Consider the following 16,641-nt stretch of genomic DNA (forward strand, 5'->3'; position numbering starts at 1 on the left):
GCGCTACTCCACCCGCGTCACCCGCAGGTAGTCGAGCATAGCCTGGTTTACTTCCCCGTTCATGTTCTCGTTGGTGGGCTCGAAGCTGAGCGTCAGCGTATGTTGGCCTTTGGGGAGCTGCACCAGCACGGAGTTGGTAAAGCCCCAGTTTGACCACTCGGCCACGCCGCGCTGGGGCAGCACCACGGTGCCCAGCGGCTGCCGGCCCAGGCGCAGCGTGCGGAGGGCGCACTTGTTGTCGGTGTTGAGGGGGCCGTTGCCGTTGGCGTAGCGGAAATCCAGGGCGTAGAGGCCGGCTTCGGCAACGGTAACCGGAATAGTCAGGCGGGTATTCGCCGTTTTGCTGATTTCCACGAAGCCCGCACCGCTGAACCCTTTGTACGGCTTGCCCGATTTCGGGGCGCGGGTTTCCAGCTGCACCAGCTGGGCCGGGCGGGCGGCCACCACCAGCGGCTCACTGGCAAACGACTCCAGCCCCTGCCCATCCACGGCTACCAGCTGGTACTCGGCGTAGGCGGCGGGCGTAACGGCCACGCTGGTTTCGGTGGTGCGGGCCGCAAACCGGCCGTTGCGCAGCACCTGATAGGCGCTGGCCCCGGCCACCGGAGCCCAGCTGAGGCGGCCGGCGGCATAGTGCACGGCGGGCGTTTCGGGGGCAAAGGCGTTTTCAGCGTGGGTAACTACATAGGTTGGCTCCGGCACGCTATTTACCAGGGCAATGCGCACCTGATGGTGCCCGGTGAGCGAAGCCGGTATGGCATTGTCCGTTACGGGGCTGCCATCCAGCGTCATGCTGTCAATTCGGTTGCCGTAGCCTGTCAGCTCAATATCCAGGACTGCCTTTCGGTAGTGAAAGTTGGTAAGCGTGCGGGTGCCTTGTAATGCCTTGGGTACGAAAGGCCGGAATACCAGTTGGGTAGGCTCGAAATTCATTCCGAATAAGCCTTTGTAAACCAGGCCCAGACTACCCGAAAGGCTCCAGAGCATGTTGCTGGAGTTAATCTGCGTACCGGCAAAGTCGCCATTCTGTGCTACGAAGTTTTCCTTGTTGGTCAGGAACAGCGCTGCCGGCCGGTACACCGCCGCCATGCTTTCCAGAAAGGCCTGCTCATTAGCCACCTTAGCGGCGGCCAGTCCCCATAAACTCTGCACAAACGGCCACACCGCGTTATTATGATAAGGCGGAATGCCCGGAATCTGGGGGTAGACGCACGGAATGCCATAGGCCGTCACGGGCGTGCGGGCTATTACTGATGTGGCTCGCGCGGACCTGGCCACGTCATACAACACGCTTAACGCCTCACCTAATGCTTCGGCTTTGGGCGATAGGCTCAAAAAGTTGCGGCCGTACAGATACTGCCCGTAATAGCCCTTCTCCGGCTGCCAGAGGTGCGTATTTATTCCGGTCCGGATGGTTTTGGCCAGTCGCCAGTATTGCCCGGCCGTAGTGGTGTCGCCCAACTGCCCGGCCATTTCCGACAGCACCACGTTGGCCTGAAAATGTACGGCGTTGGTGCCCAGGTTTTCGCTCTGGTAAATATCCACCGGCTGCATCCAGCGCGGGTAGGTCTGCTCCCGCCAGTCCAGAAACGACGACTCGCCGCGCACGAGGCCGGATTGGGCGTCGTAGGCGTTCTGCCGGTCGTCATCCAAAGAGTTTTTAATAATGGGGTACACCTTGCGCAGCCAGTCCTCGTCGCCCGTCACCAGGTAGATTTCCCAGGCGGCCACGGCCCAGATCATCCGGTCGGTGGAGCAGGGGTAGGCCCCACCGGTACCGGTGTCCTGAATGATGCGGCCGTTGGCGCTAACCTTGCGCAGCAGGCTGTTCATGGCCACTTTCGGCTGCAAAGTTGCCTGGGCCAGAATGATAGAATAGCTGATGTCGCGCGTCCAGACGCCGGCCCACTCCTGGCCGGTGCGGAAGGTGCTGTCGGGCTCCACGGCGCGGCGAGCTTCCTCCAGAGCCAGGTTGTAGAGGGCGTCAGTCAGCGGGTAATCGGAGCGGTACTGCGGAAAATCGGCCGTGTTCAGGGTTTGCTGCCAGCGGCCGGCCGTAGATTTGGCAGCTTTGGGCTGGTTTAGCACCAGCATTACCTCGTAGATGCCGTTGCCGTCGGGGTCTTTGAGTTCCAACTCCTGTTTGCCGGCCAGGTTGGCAAAATCCCAGCTTAGCGGAGCGGTGTTGCCAGCCACGAATACGCCTTTAAAATCCTGGGCGTAGAGCTTCTCGCCGGCATAGGTGGTAAAGTAGCCCTGCTTCTTGAACGCCGCCAACACCGGCCGCATATCCAGCCGAATCGTCAGCGGCGTGTTGGGTGCCAGGTAGGTGTTGGCGGGTACCTCCGTTTTATCGACAAACTGCTGCCCAAACGTAAGCACCGGCGTTTCTAGCGCCGTGCTGCCGGCTCTGGGAAGGGCCACGATGCTATGGTCCCGGCCCGGGGCCATTTCGTTGTCGGCTCCGTTTAGGCTGAACTTGAACGTGATGCGCGGGGCCTGGTAAGCGTTGGCCGGGCTCTGGTAATTGGACGTCAGCTCCGTGCGCGACACGGCCCGGCCCACGTGCGGGCCCTGCTCCACCCGGTCGGCGTAGAGAGCATAGGCTTCGTTTTTCCAGATCAGGGGGGCTTCGGCCGGGAGCGGCGAAGCGGGCACGGCGGCAGATTTCACTGGGGCAGCGGGTTTGGGCGTCTGGCAGGCACTCAGCAGGGCCAGAGCCAGCAGGCCGCCCAGCGCGGGGGCAGAATACGACATCACCGCTAGCAGACGCAGAAGCCCGCCCGGCGGTTGCGCGGAGAAGACACTGCCACCGAGCCAAAAACAAAAAAGCCTTCCGCTGGGCAGCAGAAGGCTTTTTATGTAGTCCGTAGGGGAATCGAACCCCTGTTGGCAGAATGAAAATCTGCAGTCCTAACCCCTAGACGAACGGACCAGACTATCAGAAGCGGAGCGTTATTCCGTTTTGATGATGCAAAGATAGGTGGCTGAACATTCGGCGCAATACCCGGTTTTGAAAAAACTTTACCGGATGGCGTAAATAAGCTGATTTTCAGGTAAAAATTTTTGCGGCGGGGCTTTCCTGCGCAGTCAGGTGGGTGGGTTTTCGGGGCATTGACCGCCCATTCGGGCCCGAGTTGTGGTTTGATTTGGCGAAGTACCCCCAGCCCGTTACCTTCGCTCCGCGTTTTCACCCGGCCCTCCCGGACCGATAAACCTCCCATTTCCCCAACTTATTATGGCTAAAATCAAAGTTGCCATCAACGGCTTCGGCCGCATCGGCCGCCTGACGTTCAAGGCGCTGCTCCAGCGCGAGAACGTGGAAGTCGTGGCAATCAACGACCTGACCGACAACAAAACGCTGGCCCATCTGCTGAAGTACGACTCCGTACACGGCCGTTTCGATGGTACGGTAGCTTACGACGAAGAAAGCCTGACTGTAAACGGCCAGCGCATTGCTGCTTTGGCCGAGCGTGACCCCAAGCTGCTGCCCTGGGGCCAGATGGGCGTTGACGTGGTGCTGGAATCCACGGGCCGCTTCGTGGACGAGGCCGGTGCGGGTCAGCACCTGACCGCCGGTGCCAAGAAAGTGGTTATTTCGGCTCCCGCTACCGGCAACATTCCTACGGTAGTACTGGGCGTGAACGAAGACATCCTGACGGGCGAGGAAACCATCCTGTCCAACGCTTCGTGCACCACCAACTGCCTGGCCCCCATGGCCAAGGTGCTGGACGATGCTTTCGGTATCGAGAAAGGCTACATCACCACGGTGCACGCCTACACCTCCGACCAGAACCTGCAGGACGCACCCCACAAAGACCTGCGCCGCGCCCGCGCCGCCGCCTACAGCATCATCCCGACTTCGACGGGTGCTGCCAAAGCTGTTGGCCTCGTGCTGCCCCAGCTGAAGGGCAAACTGGATGGTATTGCCATGCGCGTGCCCATTCCAGATGGCTCGACGACCGACCTGACCGTTATCCTGAAAAAGGAAGTGTCGAAGGAGGAAATCAACGCCGCCGTGAAGGCTGCCGCTGAAGGCCCCCTGAAAGGCATCCTGGAATACAGCACCGATCCGCTGGTGAGCATCGACATCGTGGGCAACCCCCACTCATGCATCTTCGACTCGGAGCTGACTTCGGCCAACGGCACGCTGGTGAAAGTAGTAGGCTGGTACGATAACGAAACCGGCTACAGCACCCGCACCGCCGACCTCATCCAGAAGCTGGGCGAGAAAATGAATGGCTAAACGTTCCGGTAAGTCACAGAAAAAAGGGGTTCCGTTTCCGGAACCCCTTTTTTCTGTGACTTACCGGAACGGAGTAACTGAGTAGCGGAGTAACTGTGTAAATCGTAGAGGCAGGAGGAGGTCTGCGTGCTATTCGTAATACAGGTGGCGCCACGGGCTGACAACCACACTCAGCTAAGCAGCTATATTCCGGAGCCGGGCAACGGCTGCTTACCTTTGTTCACCCCGTCCCCCAGGAATTTGCTCAGTTACTCCGCTACTCAGTTACTCTCCCCGTGCGCATCTGCTTTATCCTGAACCCCACTTCCGGTACCAACCGCACCCAGGATGTGCCGGCGCTGCTCACGCGCTACGCCACGGCCGCTGGGGCCGACTTCGAGATTCAGCTGACCCAGCGGGCCGGGCATGCCACCGAGCTGGCCCGGGAGGCGGCGGCGCGCGGCTGTCGGGTGGTAGTGGCCGTGGGCGGTGATGGCACGGTGAACGAAGTAGCCCGGGGCCTGCTGGGCACCGGGGCCGCCCTGGGCATTGTGCCCCGGGGCTCGGGCAACGGGCTGGCCCGCCACCTGCGCCTGCCGCTGGATCTGCCGGGGGCCGTGCGCCGCGCCTGCCAGCCCACGTTTCAACGGATTGATGCAGGCCAGATTAACGGATACTGGTTTTTCTGCACGGCGGGGCTGGGGTTTGATGCCCACGTGAGCAAGCTGTTTGCACAGGCCGGTACCCGCGGGCTGAGCACCTACGTGAAGGTGGCCCTGCGCGAGTACCGCCGCTACCGCCCCACGCCGGTGCAGGTGGAGCTGGAAAACAGGCAGCTGCTGGATACCCACTGCTACGTGCTGGCCTTCGCCAATGCCGCCCAGTACGGCAACAACGCTTACATAGCGCCCCAGGCCAATATTCAGGATGGCCTGCTGGATGTGTGCCTGATTGATGCGCTGCCCATGCTGCGGGCCGTGCGGGTAGGAGTGGGGCTGGCGTTGGGCACCCTGGCCACCTCGGGCGGAGCCACTTACCACACCAGCCGCCGCGTGCAGGTGTATGCCGCCCAGCCCCTGGGTTTTCACGTGGATGGCGACTACGTTGCCGACGCCACCGAATTTGCCGTGGAGCTGCACCCGCTGGCCCTGGAAGTAGCGGTGTAGTGGTGATTTAGCGACTTCGTGATTTAGTGAGTAGGTAATGCCGTTTCTTTGTTGGGTGAAACAGGCCCACTCGCTAAATCACTCAGTCAGTACATCACCGCATGAAAGCCAATAAAAACCGCCGGGAAGGCGTAGTATACTCTACCAACCCTGACTTCGAGTATCAGGACACCCACGAGCCGGCCGCCGTTACGCTGCCCCCGCAACAACAGAATTTGCGCGTGCAGCTGGATAAAAAGTCGCGGGGCGGCAAGCAGGTCACGCTCGTGACGGGCTTCGTGGGCCAGGATGAGGATCTGCAGACGCTGGGCAAGCTGCTCAAAACCAAGTGCGCTGTGGGCGGCAACGCCAAGGATGGCGAAATTATCATCCAGGGCGACTTCCGCGACAAGGTCATGGCTGTGCTGCTGGAGAAAGGCTATAAGGCCAAGAAAGCCGGCGGATAGTCGTAGAGGTCAAAGGATGGCGGCTGGTGTTTTGACGTTAAAATCAATACCGCGGGGGAATTGGGTAACGGCAGCGTAGTGGTTCCGCCAGGAGAGTAGCAATTTGCAGCTGATAATCTTTTCCCGGCCGCACAGGCCGCTACGCACTCCTTTTTTATCCGCATGAACCCACTCCGTAATCCTGTTTCTGCCCGTCGTCTGGGGCTGTTGGGGCTGCTGTGCCTGCTCTGGGGCACGCTTCGGGCCGAAGAAATTAAGTCGCCGAACGGGCAGCTGACGCTCAACGTCACGCTGGCCGAGGGCGGCGTGCCCACCTACTCACTCACCTACAAAGGCCGGCCGGTTATCAAACCCAGCAAGCTGGGCCTGGAGCTGAAAAACACCACCAGCCTGCAAGCCGGCTTCACCCAGACCGACAAGCAGACCCGCTCGTTCGACGAAACCTGGACGCCGGTGTGGGGTGAGGCAAAGACCATCCGCAACCACTACAACGAGCTGGCCGTGACGCTCACTCAGGCCGCCACTCAGCGCACCATGCGCGTGCGGTTCCGGGTGTTCGATGACGGCCTGGGCTTCCGCTACGAGTTCCCGCGCCAGCCCAAGCTGGACTACTTCACCATCCAGGAAGAACGCACCCAGTTTGCCCTGGCCGGTGACCACAAAGCCTTCTGGCTGCCCGGCGACTACGACACCCAAGAGTACAGTACCGTTACGTCCAAGCTCTCGGAAGTGCGCGGCAAGATGAAAGCCGCCACCACGCCCAACGCCTCCCAGACGCCTTTCTCGGCCACCGGCGTGCAAACCCCGCTGATGATGAAAAGCCAGGACGGCCTCTACATCAACATCCACGAGGCGGCCCTCATCGACTACAGCTGCATGCACCTGGAGCTGGACGATAAGAACATGGTGCTGGAAAGCCACCTGACGCCCGACGCCGTGGGCGACAAAGGCCTGATTCAGACGCCCGCCAACTCGCCCTGGCGCACGGTGATTGTGAGTGACAAAGCCGGCGACATTCTGCTCTCCAAGCTGGTGCTCAACCTCAACGAGCCTACCAAGTACCGGGACGTATCGTGGATTAAGCCGGTGAAGTACGTGGGCGTGTGGTGGGAGATGATTACGGGCAAGGGCACGTGGTCGTACACCAACCAGGAGAACATCAAGCTTGACTCCATCGACTACAAAACGGTGAAGCCCAACGGCACCCACAGCGCCAACAATACGCGGGTGAAGCAGTACATCGACTTCGCCGCTCAGCACGGCTTTGACGCGGTGCTGGTGGAAGGCTGGAATACCGGCTGGGAAGACTGGTTCGGCAAGCACAAGGATTATGTGTTCGACTTCGTGACGCCCTACCCCGACTTCGACGTGGCCGAGCTGAACCGCTACGCCGCCAGCAAAGGCGTGAAGATCATCATGCACCACGAAACCTCGGGCTCGGTGCGCAACTATGAGCGGCACCTGGATTCGGCGTTCCAGTTCATGAACAAGTACGGCTACAACGCCGTGAAAACCGGCTACGTGGGCGACATTGTACCCCTGGGCCACCACCACTACGACCAGTGGGTGAACAACCACTACCAGTACGTGCTGGAAAAGGCCGCTGAGCACAAAATCATGGTAAACGGCCACGAAGCCGTGCGCCCCACCGGTCTGGCCCGCACCTACCCGAACCTCATCGGCAACGAGGCCGCCCGCGGCACCGAGTACGAGTCGTTCGGGGGCAACAACGCCGACCACACCACCATTCTGCCCTTCACCCGCCTCATTGGCGGCCCGATGGACTACACGCCCGGCATCTTCCAGACGCGCATCAGCACCTTCAATCCGCAGAACACGTCCTTCGTGCACAGCACCCTGGCCCGGCAGCTGGCTTTGTACGTGACCATGTACTCGCCCCTGCAGATGGCGGCCGACATGCTTGAGCACTACAACGAGCACCTCGACGCGTTCCAGTTCATCAAGGACGTGGCCGTGGACTGGGATGATACGAAAGTGCTGGAAGCCGAGCCCGGCGACTACATCACTTACGCCCGCAAGGCCAAGGGCAAGAGCAGCTGGTTTGTGGGCAGCACCTGCGACGAGCAGGGCCGCACCTCCCGCGTTGACCTGAGCTTCCTGGAGCCCGGCAAGAAGTACACCGCCACCATCTACGCCGACGCCAAAAACGCGCACTACGAGAAGAACCCCCAGGCCTACCAGATCCGCAAGCAGACGGTAACCAGCAAAACCAAGCTGACCCAACTCTGCGCCCCCGGCGGCGGCTACGCCATCAGCCTGGTGGAGACGAAGTAGAAAGACAACGCCCGTCATTGCGAGCGGAGCGAAGCAATCCTTCCTTTTCAAGGCGCGAATCTTTGACCTACAAAAAAGCCCCTGACGCCAGCACGGCCGTCAGGGGCTTTTCGCATTTCAGGGCTTTGCGCTTCGTGAAGGAAGGATTAGCTACGCTGTCCTTCAGGTGCTTCGCTCCGCTCGCAATGACGAGCCGCTTTTACTTTGCCCCTTCGATTTCACGCAAGTGCCGCAGCGCCCGTTCCACGTCCTCCGGGGTGTCGATGCCGATGGTTTCCAGCTCGGTTTCGGCGGTCTGGATGCGGTAGCCGGCTTCCAGCCAGCGTAGCTGCTCCAGGCTTTCGGCCAGCTCCAGCGGGGAGGGCGGGAGTTGGGTGATTTCGCGCAGCACATCGGGGCGGTAGGCGTAGAGGCCGATGTGGCGCAGGTAGCGGTGGTGGCGCAGCCACTCGGCCTGCGGGTGCTGGCGCTGGTAGGGCAGGGGGTGGCGGCTGAAGTAGAGCGCCTCGGCCCGGGCGTTGAGCACCGCCTTGGGCAGGTGGGGGCTGAACAGTTCCTCCTCGCTCACTACGGGCTTCACCAGCGTGGCCAGCTGCGGTGGCTCGGGGGCGGCAAACAGCTGCACCAGCGCGTCAATCTGGGCGGGGTGGATAAACGGCTCGTCGCCTTGGATGTTGATGATGCAGTCGGCCTGCACCTGCAGCTGCTCGTAGGCGTCGCGCACCCGGTCGGTGCCGCTGGGGTGGTCGGGGTCAGTCAGCACGGCCTCACCCCCGAAGCTGCGCACGTGGTCCAGAATGCGCGGGTCGTCGGTGGCTACCACCACCCGGCTCAGGCTGGATTGTTGGGCCTGGCGCACTACCCGCTCAATCATGGATTGGCCCCCCAAATCAACGAGGGGCTTGCCCGGCAGGCGGGTGGAGGCGAAGCGGGCGGGAATAATACCGATGGCGAGCATGGGAAACGGAATCAGAAGGTGAGCGGCGCAAAAAACGCGAAAAACCAACAGACCGTCCCACTCCGGAAGCCCACAAGGCGGTTTTGGGCGGGGTTCTTCCTGAAAATCATCAACTGCATACTGCTCCTGTCCTAGAATGGCGGTGGCTTCAACCTGAATCCGTAACTTTCGGCAAATTGTATGGAAGTGGGGCATGCTGTACCGATATTGCTTTGCTCCCACTTTGTGCCCGCCAACTAGTATGTTCCGATTCCCGTTGCTGACTGCCGCGTTTGTTCTCACTGGTATTTCTGCCTGGGCCACTACCAGCCCGGTTGCCCCGCCCGATTCCATTGGCGTGGAGTATCGGGGTAATAAGCTACTGATCAAGCACCGCGTAACCCCCGGCGAAACGCTCTACGGCGTGGCCCGGCGCTATAAAGTACCGGTGGAGGATATTGTAGAAGCCAACTCCGGCCAGAAAGGCGCGCTGGTAACCGGGCAGGTTATTTTGGTGCCCCGCAACCGGGTGGTACTCACCCAGCCGGCCGCGTCCAAAGCCACAGCTACCGCTCCGGCCGCTACCCGCGCCCTGGCCACCGATGCCCGCGGTAACAAGGTGTATAAGGTGGAGCCCGGCGTAACGCTGTTTGCCATTGCCCGTCGCTTCCAGACCACTCCCGCCGAACTGTCCCGCCTCAACGGCTTTCCGGCCAATTACAACGTGCGCGTGGGCGAATCGGTGATTGTGGCTGGTACGGCCGCGGCAGCGCCGGCCGCGCGACCCAGCACGCCGGTGGCCGCCACGCGCCCGGCCCCCACGGCCCGCCCCGAGCGAGACGAGGAAGCCGAGCAGGATGCCCGCGAAGCCCGGGAAAAAGAAGCGCGGGAACGTGCCGCCCGGGAGCGGGCCCGCGACTCAGCCAGCTCACCGGCCATCACGCCCGCCGCGCCTGCCACTACCGCACCGGCTCCCGAGCGGGAAAAAGTGCCCACCCGCGCCAGCGAAATCGTGCGGCGCGTGTCGGAAAGCGGCTTGGCTACGGCTATACAGACGGATGCCTCCGACAAGTACCTGGCCCTGCACAAAACGGCTCCGGTGGGCACCATCATGGAAGTGAAGAACATCATGAACGGGCAGTCGGTGTACGTGCGCGTGATTGGGCAGCTGCCTGACACCGGCGAAAACACCAACATCCTGGTGCGCCTCTCCAAGCGGGCCGTGCAGCGCCTCGCCACCCCCGACCAGCGCTTCCGCGTAGAAACCAACTACGTACCGTAACGGTGAAATTGTGAAGTGGTGAACTTGTGAAGTAGTGACGTTCAATTCGCACAAACTGCGCAAATAGAACATCAGACTCACAAGTTCACCACTTCACAAGTTCACCACTTCACCGCATGAACCACGCCCAGGTGCGGGCCCTGCTCGACGAGAAGTACCGCCACTACGATCAGCCCGGCTTTATACCCCTCGACCCCATCAGCATCCCGCACCAGTTTACGCAGCGGCAGGATGTGGAAATCAGCGGGCTATTTGCGGCTTTGCTGGCCTGGGGCCGCCGGCCCACCATCATCAGCAAGTGCCGGGAGCTGCTGCAGCGCATGGACAATGCGCCCTACCAGTTCATCCGGCAGCATCAGGACGATGACCTGAAACGCCTGCTGGGCTTCTGCCACCGCACCTTCTGCGACACCGACCTGCTCTACTTCGTGCACTGGCTGCGCTGGTTCTACACCCGCCACGACACGCTGGAAGACGCCTTTTTGGTAGGCAACACTCAAAAGGAGCGGCTGGAAAATTTCCACAACCTGTTCTTTAGCCTCGACGATGCGCCCCAGCGCACCCGCAAGCACGTGGCTACCCCGGCCCGGGGCTCGGCCTGCAAGCGCGTGAACATGTACCTGCGCTGGATGGTGCGCCCCGACGCGCACGGCGTGGATTTTGGCCTCTGGACGCGTCTCTCGCCCGCCAACCTCATCTGCCCCTGCGACGTGCACGTGGAGCGCGTGGCCCGCCGCCTGGGTCTGCTGGAACGCAAGCAGGTAGACTGGCTGGCCGCCGAAGACCTCACCGCCCACCTCCGCACCTTCGACCCCCAGGACCCTGTGAAGTATGATTTCGCTTTGTTCGGACTAGGGGTAGAAGGGGAGATGTAAGATAACTAGCAGTGCTAAAATGAGAAATTATACGGTTCGAGTTGCGAGAGTTAAACGGGTAGTAGTCATTTGCTTGGGCTGTATAATCTTGTTGATTGCCGGACCATTCATAGTAGACTTGCCAAATACAAACTATACGTATGGCATTGTTCTGTTTTGGTCGTTTGCTTGTATGGGTATTGGCTACTTCCTGTTAAAGCAGTTAGCAATGGAACCTTTGCAAGTGAGTTTAAGTGCAGAGGAGCTGATTATTGATTCACCTCGGTCAGGGAGTAAACAGGTTATCAAACTTGATGACATTGCGTCATTTGTGAGTCAGGAATTCAACGGCAGCAAATCCCTGCGGTTGCGGCTCCATTCCGGAAAAAAAGTAACATTAGGCCGCAGTGATACCTTTGCTGCGAATGATGAGTTGCCAACTTTGATTGCGGATTTCCAGGAATATATATGCGGCCGGGCCGCAACCAATGAGCATCGTCACAAACCTGCCATTATTCGGGAAATGAGCTTTTTCGAGAAGCCAATTGCTAGTGTATTAGGTTGGATTATTGTAGCAGGTCTGGCTTGGTTCAGTATCGATCTACTGATGCATGGAGTGAGAGATGGAAAATGGGGGGCATTATTTATGATTTATGGCAATGGTTTGGCTTACCTGGGCTCATGGCTGGCTGTCCGCCGGAACGCCCGAAATTGATAATTACTATTCTATAGTATTTGTCGACTTCAGCGAATCTTTAGCCTGCATTATACTGTTTATCTTCGCATTCCATTCCGATTTCCAAGACTCCCCGATTTGATTTTACCCCAGAATTTCGAGCAGAAGATTGGCTTCACGCAGCTGCGTGAACTGCTGGACGGCCTGTGCCTGAGCGCGCTGGGCCGGCACTTTGTAGCCAAGATGAGCTTCCTGACCAAGCACGACCAGCTGGAAAAGCTGCTCCTGCAAACCGATGAATTCCGCCAGCTGCTCAACAGCGGGGCCGAGTTTCCCGGCTCCCACTACCACGACGTAAACCAGCACCTGGTGCGGGCCAATCTGCCCGGCTCTTACCTGGAGGTGGCGGCTTTCTACGCCATCAAGATGAGCCTGCGCACTATCCGCGAGGCCCTTACCTTTTTCAGCCGTACCGAGGAAGACCTGTACCCCACGCTGCGCCTGCTGGGCATTGGCGTGCAGGTAGACCGCAACCTGCTGGCCGCCCTGGATAAAGTGGTGGACGACGAGGGCCTCGTGCGCGATGATGCCTCGCCGCTGCTGCGCCAGATCCGGCAGGAGCTGATTGCCCGGCAGGTGCAGCTGCGCAAGCAGATTGCCGGCATTCTGCGCCACGCCCGTCAGGAAGGCTGGGTGCCCGAGGGCTCCGAGCCCACCATCCGGGGTGGCCGTTTGGTACTGCCCGTTATTGCCGAGCACAAGCGCCGGGTGAAAGGCCTGATTCACGACGAGTCGGCCACGGGCCAGACGGTGTACATCGAGCCGGAGGCCGTCTTCGAGCTCAACAACGATATCAAGGACCTCGACAACGCCTACCACCGCGAGCTGGTGCGCATTCTGCTGCAGCTCACGGCCCAGCTGCGCCCTCATATTCCGGATCTGCGCAAGGCGTATCAGTATCTGGGCTTGCTCGACTTCATTCGGGCCAAGGCCCAGCTGGCGCGCCGCCTGGAGGCGTCCTTGCCCGTGCTGCATCCGCGTCCGATGATGCGCTGGCAGCAGGTGCGCCACCCGCTGCTCTACCTCACGTTCCTCAGCCACGCCAAGGACGACCCCCGCGAGGTGGTGCCCCTGGATATTGAGCTCACGCCTGAGCAGCGCATCCTGCTGATTTCGGGGCCCAACGCGGGCGGTAAGTCGGTGAGCATGAAAACGGTGGGCCTGGTGCAGTATATGCTCCAGTGCGGCCTGCTGATTCCGGCCGGCGAAACCTCCGAGGCCGGTATGTTCGATGATATTTTCCTCGACATCGGCGACGAGCAGAGCCTGGAAAACGACCTGAGCACCTACTCCTCCCACCTGCTGAGCATGAAACAGTTTGTGACGCTGGCGGGCAAGCGCAGCCTGGTGCTGATTGATGAATTTGGTACCGGCACCGAGCCCAGCCTGGGCGGGGCCATTGCCGAGGCGGTGCTGGAGCAGCTCAACCGCGCCCGGGCTTTCGGCGTCATCACTACGCACTACACCAACCTGAAAAACTATGCCGAGCGCACGCCCGGCATCGTGAACGGGGCCATGCGCTACGACCCCGAGCAGCTGCAGCCCTTGTACCGGCTGGAAATCGGTAAGCCGGGTTCCTCGTTTGCCATCGAAATTGCCCGTAAAATCGGGTTGCCGAAGCAGCTGGTGGAGCGCGCCACGCAGCTTGTGGGTAAGGATAAAATCCGCTACGACCGGCTGCTGGAAGGCCTTGAGAAGGAGAAAACTGAGCTGGAGCAGCGCACCGCCGAAGCCGCCAAGGCCGAGCGGCGCATGAAAAAAGCCGCTCAGGAGTATCAGGACCTTAAGAAGTACCTCGACGATACCACGCTGGAGGTGCTGCGCGACGCTAAAGCCAAGGCCAAGCTGCTGCTTAAGGATGCCAACCAACAGATTGAGTCTACCATCCAGGAAATCCGGATTGGGCAGGCCGAGAAGGAACGTACCAAGGAAGCCCGCGGCAAGCTGGAAACCTTCGTGCGCGAAAAGCTGCACATCGAGCCCCCCAAGCCCCGGGCCACCCGCGAAATGGCCGACCCCAACACCCTCAAACCTGGCGATAAAGTGGCGCTGCTGGGGCAGGAGGGCCACGGCGAAATCATGAGCGTGAAGGGCAAGACGGCGGAGGTGAGCTTCGGCGGGCTGAAAACCATCGTAAAAGTCAGCCAGCTGGAAAAGCTCACCCGTTCCGAAATTCGGGAGCGGGAGAAAACGGCTGCGCGTAAGGCCCCGGCCCAGCATGCCACGCTGGATATTACGGGCCGCATGGCCGGCTTCAACACTACTCTGGACCTGCGCGGGGAGCGGGCCGAAGATGCGCTCAATAAAATCATGGCCTACGTGGATGACGCCGTGATGCTGGGCGTGCCGGAAATTAAAATCCTGCACGGCCGCGGTAACGGCGTGCTGCGCCAGATTGCCCGCGACTACCTGCACCGCACCCGCGCCGTAGCCAGCGTAGCCGACGAGCACGCCGACCGCGGCGGCGACGGCGTGACTATTGCCGTGCTGAAGTAAGTTTCCCGGATTCAAAGCCCGCCCTGGCTGCCTGCAATGGTAGTTAGGGCGGGCTTTTTATTTATTTCACAGCATGAAATCTATATTGATTCGGATAGTAGTTGGTGGATTACTGCTGTTGGGCGGGTTGGGAGTATGTATACTGTGTACCGACCGGGTGATGCCCTGGAACAAAGCAGAAGCCATAAATACAACCCTGGAATGGGGTGGGCTGGCCGCACTTCCGGTTCCTGTTTCTGAGGTAGAAATTAAAAAAGTAGATGGTTCATTCAGCCAGAAATTCTCTCTGCGGTTTAAGTGCGATTATGCCGCGCAACGCCGCTGGATACACAGTAGTAGTGGCCTGAAGAACGGTCGTTTACAAGCAGTAACGGGAGAAGGAGCATCCTCAACATTTTGCTTGCACCCTAACCAAGATGGAGTTTATGGCGGAACGTTGACAATTCGGGGGCAAGAAGTGGAGCTTCAGATGAAAAGAAGCTATTGTTGGTGAGCGGTCGGTCATAGTTGACAATCAAGTAGTCTGGTGCGAGGCAACTATCTTGCTCCGGGTGGCCGCGCTGGTAGCCCTGCATAATTAGGTATCTGCTATGGAGGATACGCGAAGCCGCCGCTGGGCCGTAGTAGGGGCGGTGCTGGGGCTGACGGGCCTGGGTCTGCAGTTTTACCTCACGTTTACCACCGGCAGCTGCCGCCGCTGGAAACCGTCATTCGTTTCTGCAGCTACTTCACCATCCTGACCACTGCGCTGATTACGGCGTATTTTCTGGTACGTGGGCTGGTGTCGGGCGGGCGGCTTGGGCACTGGGTGCGGCAGCCGGAAGTAAATACTGCCCTCACGGTGTACATTCTGGTGGTGGGCGTGGTGTACCAGACGGTACTGCGCGGGCTGGTGCCCGTGGCCGGCTGGGGCCGCATGGCCGACGATATCCTCCACGGCCTCGTACCTTTGCGCGCGCTGGGCTTTTAGCTTACACGCTGCTGCGCGGGCCAGGAGTCCGGTTTTATCCGTATCCGTTCGTGGATGCGGCGGCCCTGGGCTACCCGCGCGCGCTGCCCAACAGTGCTGTGGTGCTCCTGGTGCTGCTGGCGTTTTCGCTGGTGCTGGGCAGCGTGGCCAGCCAGTACCGGACCGCTGAGGCGGCTCCTTCATCTTTTTTTCGCTTTCGATTTTGCACCCTCGCAACCCCCACAACGCCCGCTACGATTTTCCGCAGCTGCTCAGCCATAGCCCCGAGCTGGCCGCCTTCGTGGTGCCCAACCCCACCGGCGACCAGACCATTGACTTCAGCAACCCGGCCGCGGTGAAGGCCCTGAATCGGGCCCTGCTGCGGCAGTTCTATGGCGTGCAGCACTGGGATATTCCGGCCGGCTACCTCTGCCCGCCCATTCCCGGCCGCGCCGACTATCTGCATTACGCCGCCGATTTGCTGGCCGAAACCAACGGCGGCGAGGTGCTCCACGGCAAAGCCGTGCACGTGCTCGACGTGGGCGTGGGGGCCAACTGCGTGTACCCCATTATCGGCTCCCAGACGTACGGCTGGCGCTTCGTAGGCTCCGAAATCGACCAAGTAGCCTTGAAAGCGGCCCGCTCCATGGTGGCCGCCAACCCAGTATTGACCGGCCGCATCGACTTCCGCCTGCAAACCCACGCTGACTACGTGTTTGACGGTATTGTGAAGCCCCGGGAGGAGTTTGACCTGGTGGTGTGCAACCCGCCGTTCCACGCGTCGGCGGCAGCAGCGGCCGAGGGCAGCCAGCGCAAAAACCGCAACCTGGGCTACCCCAAAGCGGCCGCACCGGTGCTAAATTTCGGGGGGCAGAACTCGGAGCTATGGTGCGAAGGCGGGGAGGAAGGCTTTCTGAAACGCATGGTGGCCCAAAGCGCGCCGCTGGGCCAGCAGGTGTTGTGGTTCACCACGCTCATTTCTAAAAAGGAAACTCTACCCAGCATCCAGCACTTCCTGAAGCTGGCCGGCTCCCCCGAAACCCGCATCCTCAACATGAGCCAGGGCCAGAAAATCAGCCGCCTCGTAGCCTGGTCGTTCCAGACGCCCGAGCAACGCCAGACCTGGGCCCAGCGGCGGTGGAAAGCCTAGGTTTTTACCATTTGTCATCCTGAGCAGAGCGAAGGACCTTATCACGTCAGAACGAGTAGTTGTTACGATTGTCGTTTAGGCGTGATAAGGTCCTTCGCTGCTCTC

At 60.5% G+C, this 16,641-nt stretch carries 14 protein-coding genes and 1 tRNA gene; 12 read left to right on the plus strand and 3 right to left on the minus strand.

Annotated elements, in window-relative coordinates; translation table 11 throughout:
- Positions 1-3: 3 nt before the first annotated feature.
- Complete coding sequence (locus ACN19L_RS01140; RefSeq protein ID WP_426491719.1) at positions 4-2,757, minus strand: MGH1-like glycoside hydrolase domain-containing protein; 2,754 nt, start codon at positions 2,755-2,757, stop codon at positions 4-6.
- Positions 2,758-2,863: 106 nt separating this feature from the next.
- Positions 2,864-2,935 (minus strand) — tRNA-Glu (locus tag ACN19L_RS01145).
- 303 nt (positions 2,936-3,238) lie between these two features.
- Here ACN19L_RS01145 and gap point away from each other — a divergent pair.
- From gap to ACN19L_RS01165, 4 genes are all read left to right on the plus strand, one after another.
- Positions 3,239-4,246 (plus strand): type I glyceraldehyde-3-phosphate dehydrogenase, encoded by a 1,008-nt coding sequence (gene gap / locus ACN19L_RS01150; RefSeq protein WP_226268099.1) that lies wholly within the window; start codon positions 3,239-3,241, stop codon positions 4,244-4,246.
- Positions 4,247-4,521: 275 nt separating this feature from the next.
- Positions 4,522-5,391, plus strand: coding sequence for a diacylglycerol/lipid kinase family protein (locus tag ACN19L_RS01155; protein WP_426491720.1), 870 nt, complete (start codon positions 4,522-4,524; stop codon positions 5,389-5,391).
- A gap of 101 nt (positions 5,392-5,492) precedes the next feature.
- Positions 5,493-5,837, plus strand: a complete 345-nt coding sequence (locus ACN19L_RS01160) for a translation initiation factor (RefSeq protein WP_426491721.1) — start codon at positions 5,493-5,495, stop codon at positions 5,835-5,837.
- Between the two features lie 162 nt (positions 5,838-5,999).
- Entirely contained in the window at positions 6,000-8,132 is a 2,133-nt protein-coding gene (locus ACN19L_RS01165) for a glycoside hydrolase family 97 protein (protein WP_426491722.1), read from the plus strand.
- Positions 8,133-8,331: 199 nt separating this feature from the next.
- On the opposite strand, the gene kdsB is transcribed toward ACN19L_RS01165, so the two are convergent.
- On the minus strand, positions 8,332-9,090 hold the full coding sequence (gene kdsB / locus ACN19L_RS01170) for a 3-deoxy-manno-octulosonate cytidylyltransferase (protein WP_426491723.1): 759 nt from the start codon (positions 9,088-9,090) through the stop codon (positions 8,332-8,334).
- A 241-nt stretch (positions 9,091-9,331) separates the two neighbouring features.
- Here kdsB and ACN19L_RS01175 point away from each other — a divergent pair, with 241 nt between their 5' ends.
- From ACN19L_RS01175 to rlmF, 8 genes are all read left to right on the plus strand, one after another.
- Positions 9,332-10,351, plus strand: a complete 1,020-nt coding sequence (locus ACN19L_RS01175; protein WP_426491724.1) for a LysM peptidoglycan-binding domain-containing protein — start codon at positions 9,332-9,334, stop codon at positions 10,349-10,351.
- A 116-nt stretch (positions 10,352-10,467) separates the two neighbouring features.
- On the plus strand, positions 10,468-11,226 hold the full coding sequence (locus ACN19L_RS01180) for a TIGR02757 family protein (protein WP_426491725.1): 759 nt from the start codon (positions 10,468-10,470) through the stop codon (positions 11,224-11,226).
- 88 nt (positions 11,227-11,314) lie between these two features.
- Entirely contained in the window at positions 11,315-11,920 is a 606-nt protein-coding gene (locus tag ACN19L_RS01185; protein WP_125424202.1) for a hypothetical protein, read from the plus strand.
- 99 nt (positions 11,921-12,019) lie between these two features.
- Positions 12,020-14,437, plus strand: a complete 2,418-nt coding sequence (locus ACN19L_RS01190) for an endonuclease MutS2 (RefSeq protein WP_426491726.1) — start codon at positions 12,020-12,022, stop codon at positions 14,435-14,437.
- A 73-nt stretch (positions 14,438-14,510) separates the two neighbouring features.
- Complete coding sequence (locus ACN19L_RS01195) at positions 14,511-14,930, plus strand: hypothetical protein (RefSeq protein WP_426491727.1); 420 nt, start codon at positions 14,511-14,513, stop codon at positions 14,928-14,930.
- Between the two features lie 97 nt (positions 14,931-15,027).
- Positions 15,028-15,177 (plus strand): hypothetical protein, encoded by a 150-nt coding sequence (locus ACN19L_RS01200; RefSeq protein WP_426491728.1) that lies wholly within the window; start codon positions 15,028-15,030, stop codon positions 15,175-15,177.
- 26 nt (positions 15,178-15,203) lie between these two features.
- Positions 15,204-15,407, plus strand: coding sequence for a Pr6Pr family membrane protein (locus tag ACN19L_RS01205; protein WP_426493557.1), 204 nt, complete (start codon positions 15,204-15,206; stop codon positions 15,405-15,407).
- A 202-nt stretch (positions 15,408-15,609) separates the two neighbouring features.
- Positions 15,610-16,536: a 23S rRNA (adenine(1618)-N(6))-methyltransferase RlmF gene (rlmF, locus tag ACN19L_RS01210; protein WP_426491729.1), complete on the plus strand. Its 927-nt coding sequence runs from the start codon at positions 15,610-15,612 to the stop codon at positions 16,534-16,536.
- Positions 16,537-16,641: the final 105 nt, after the last annotated feature.

The organism is Hymenobacter sp. 102, assembly GCF_049949205.1.
GTDB lineage: Bacteria > Bacteroidota > Bacteroidia > Cytophagales > Hymenobacteraceae > Hymenobacter.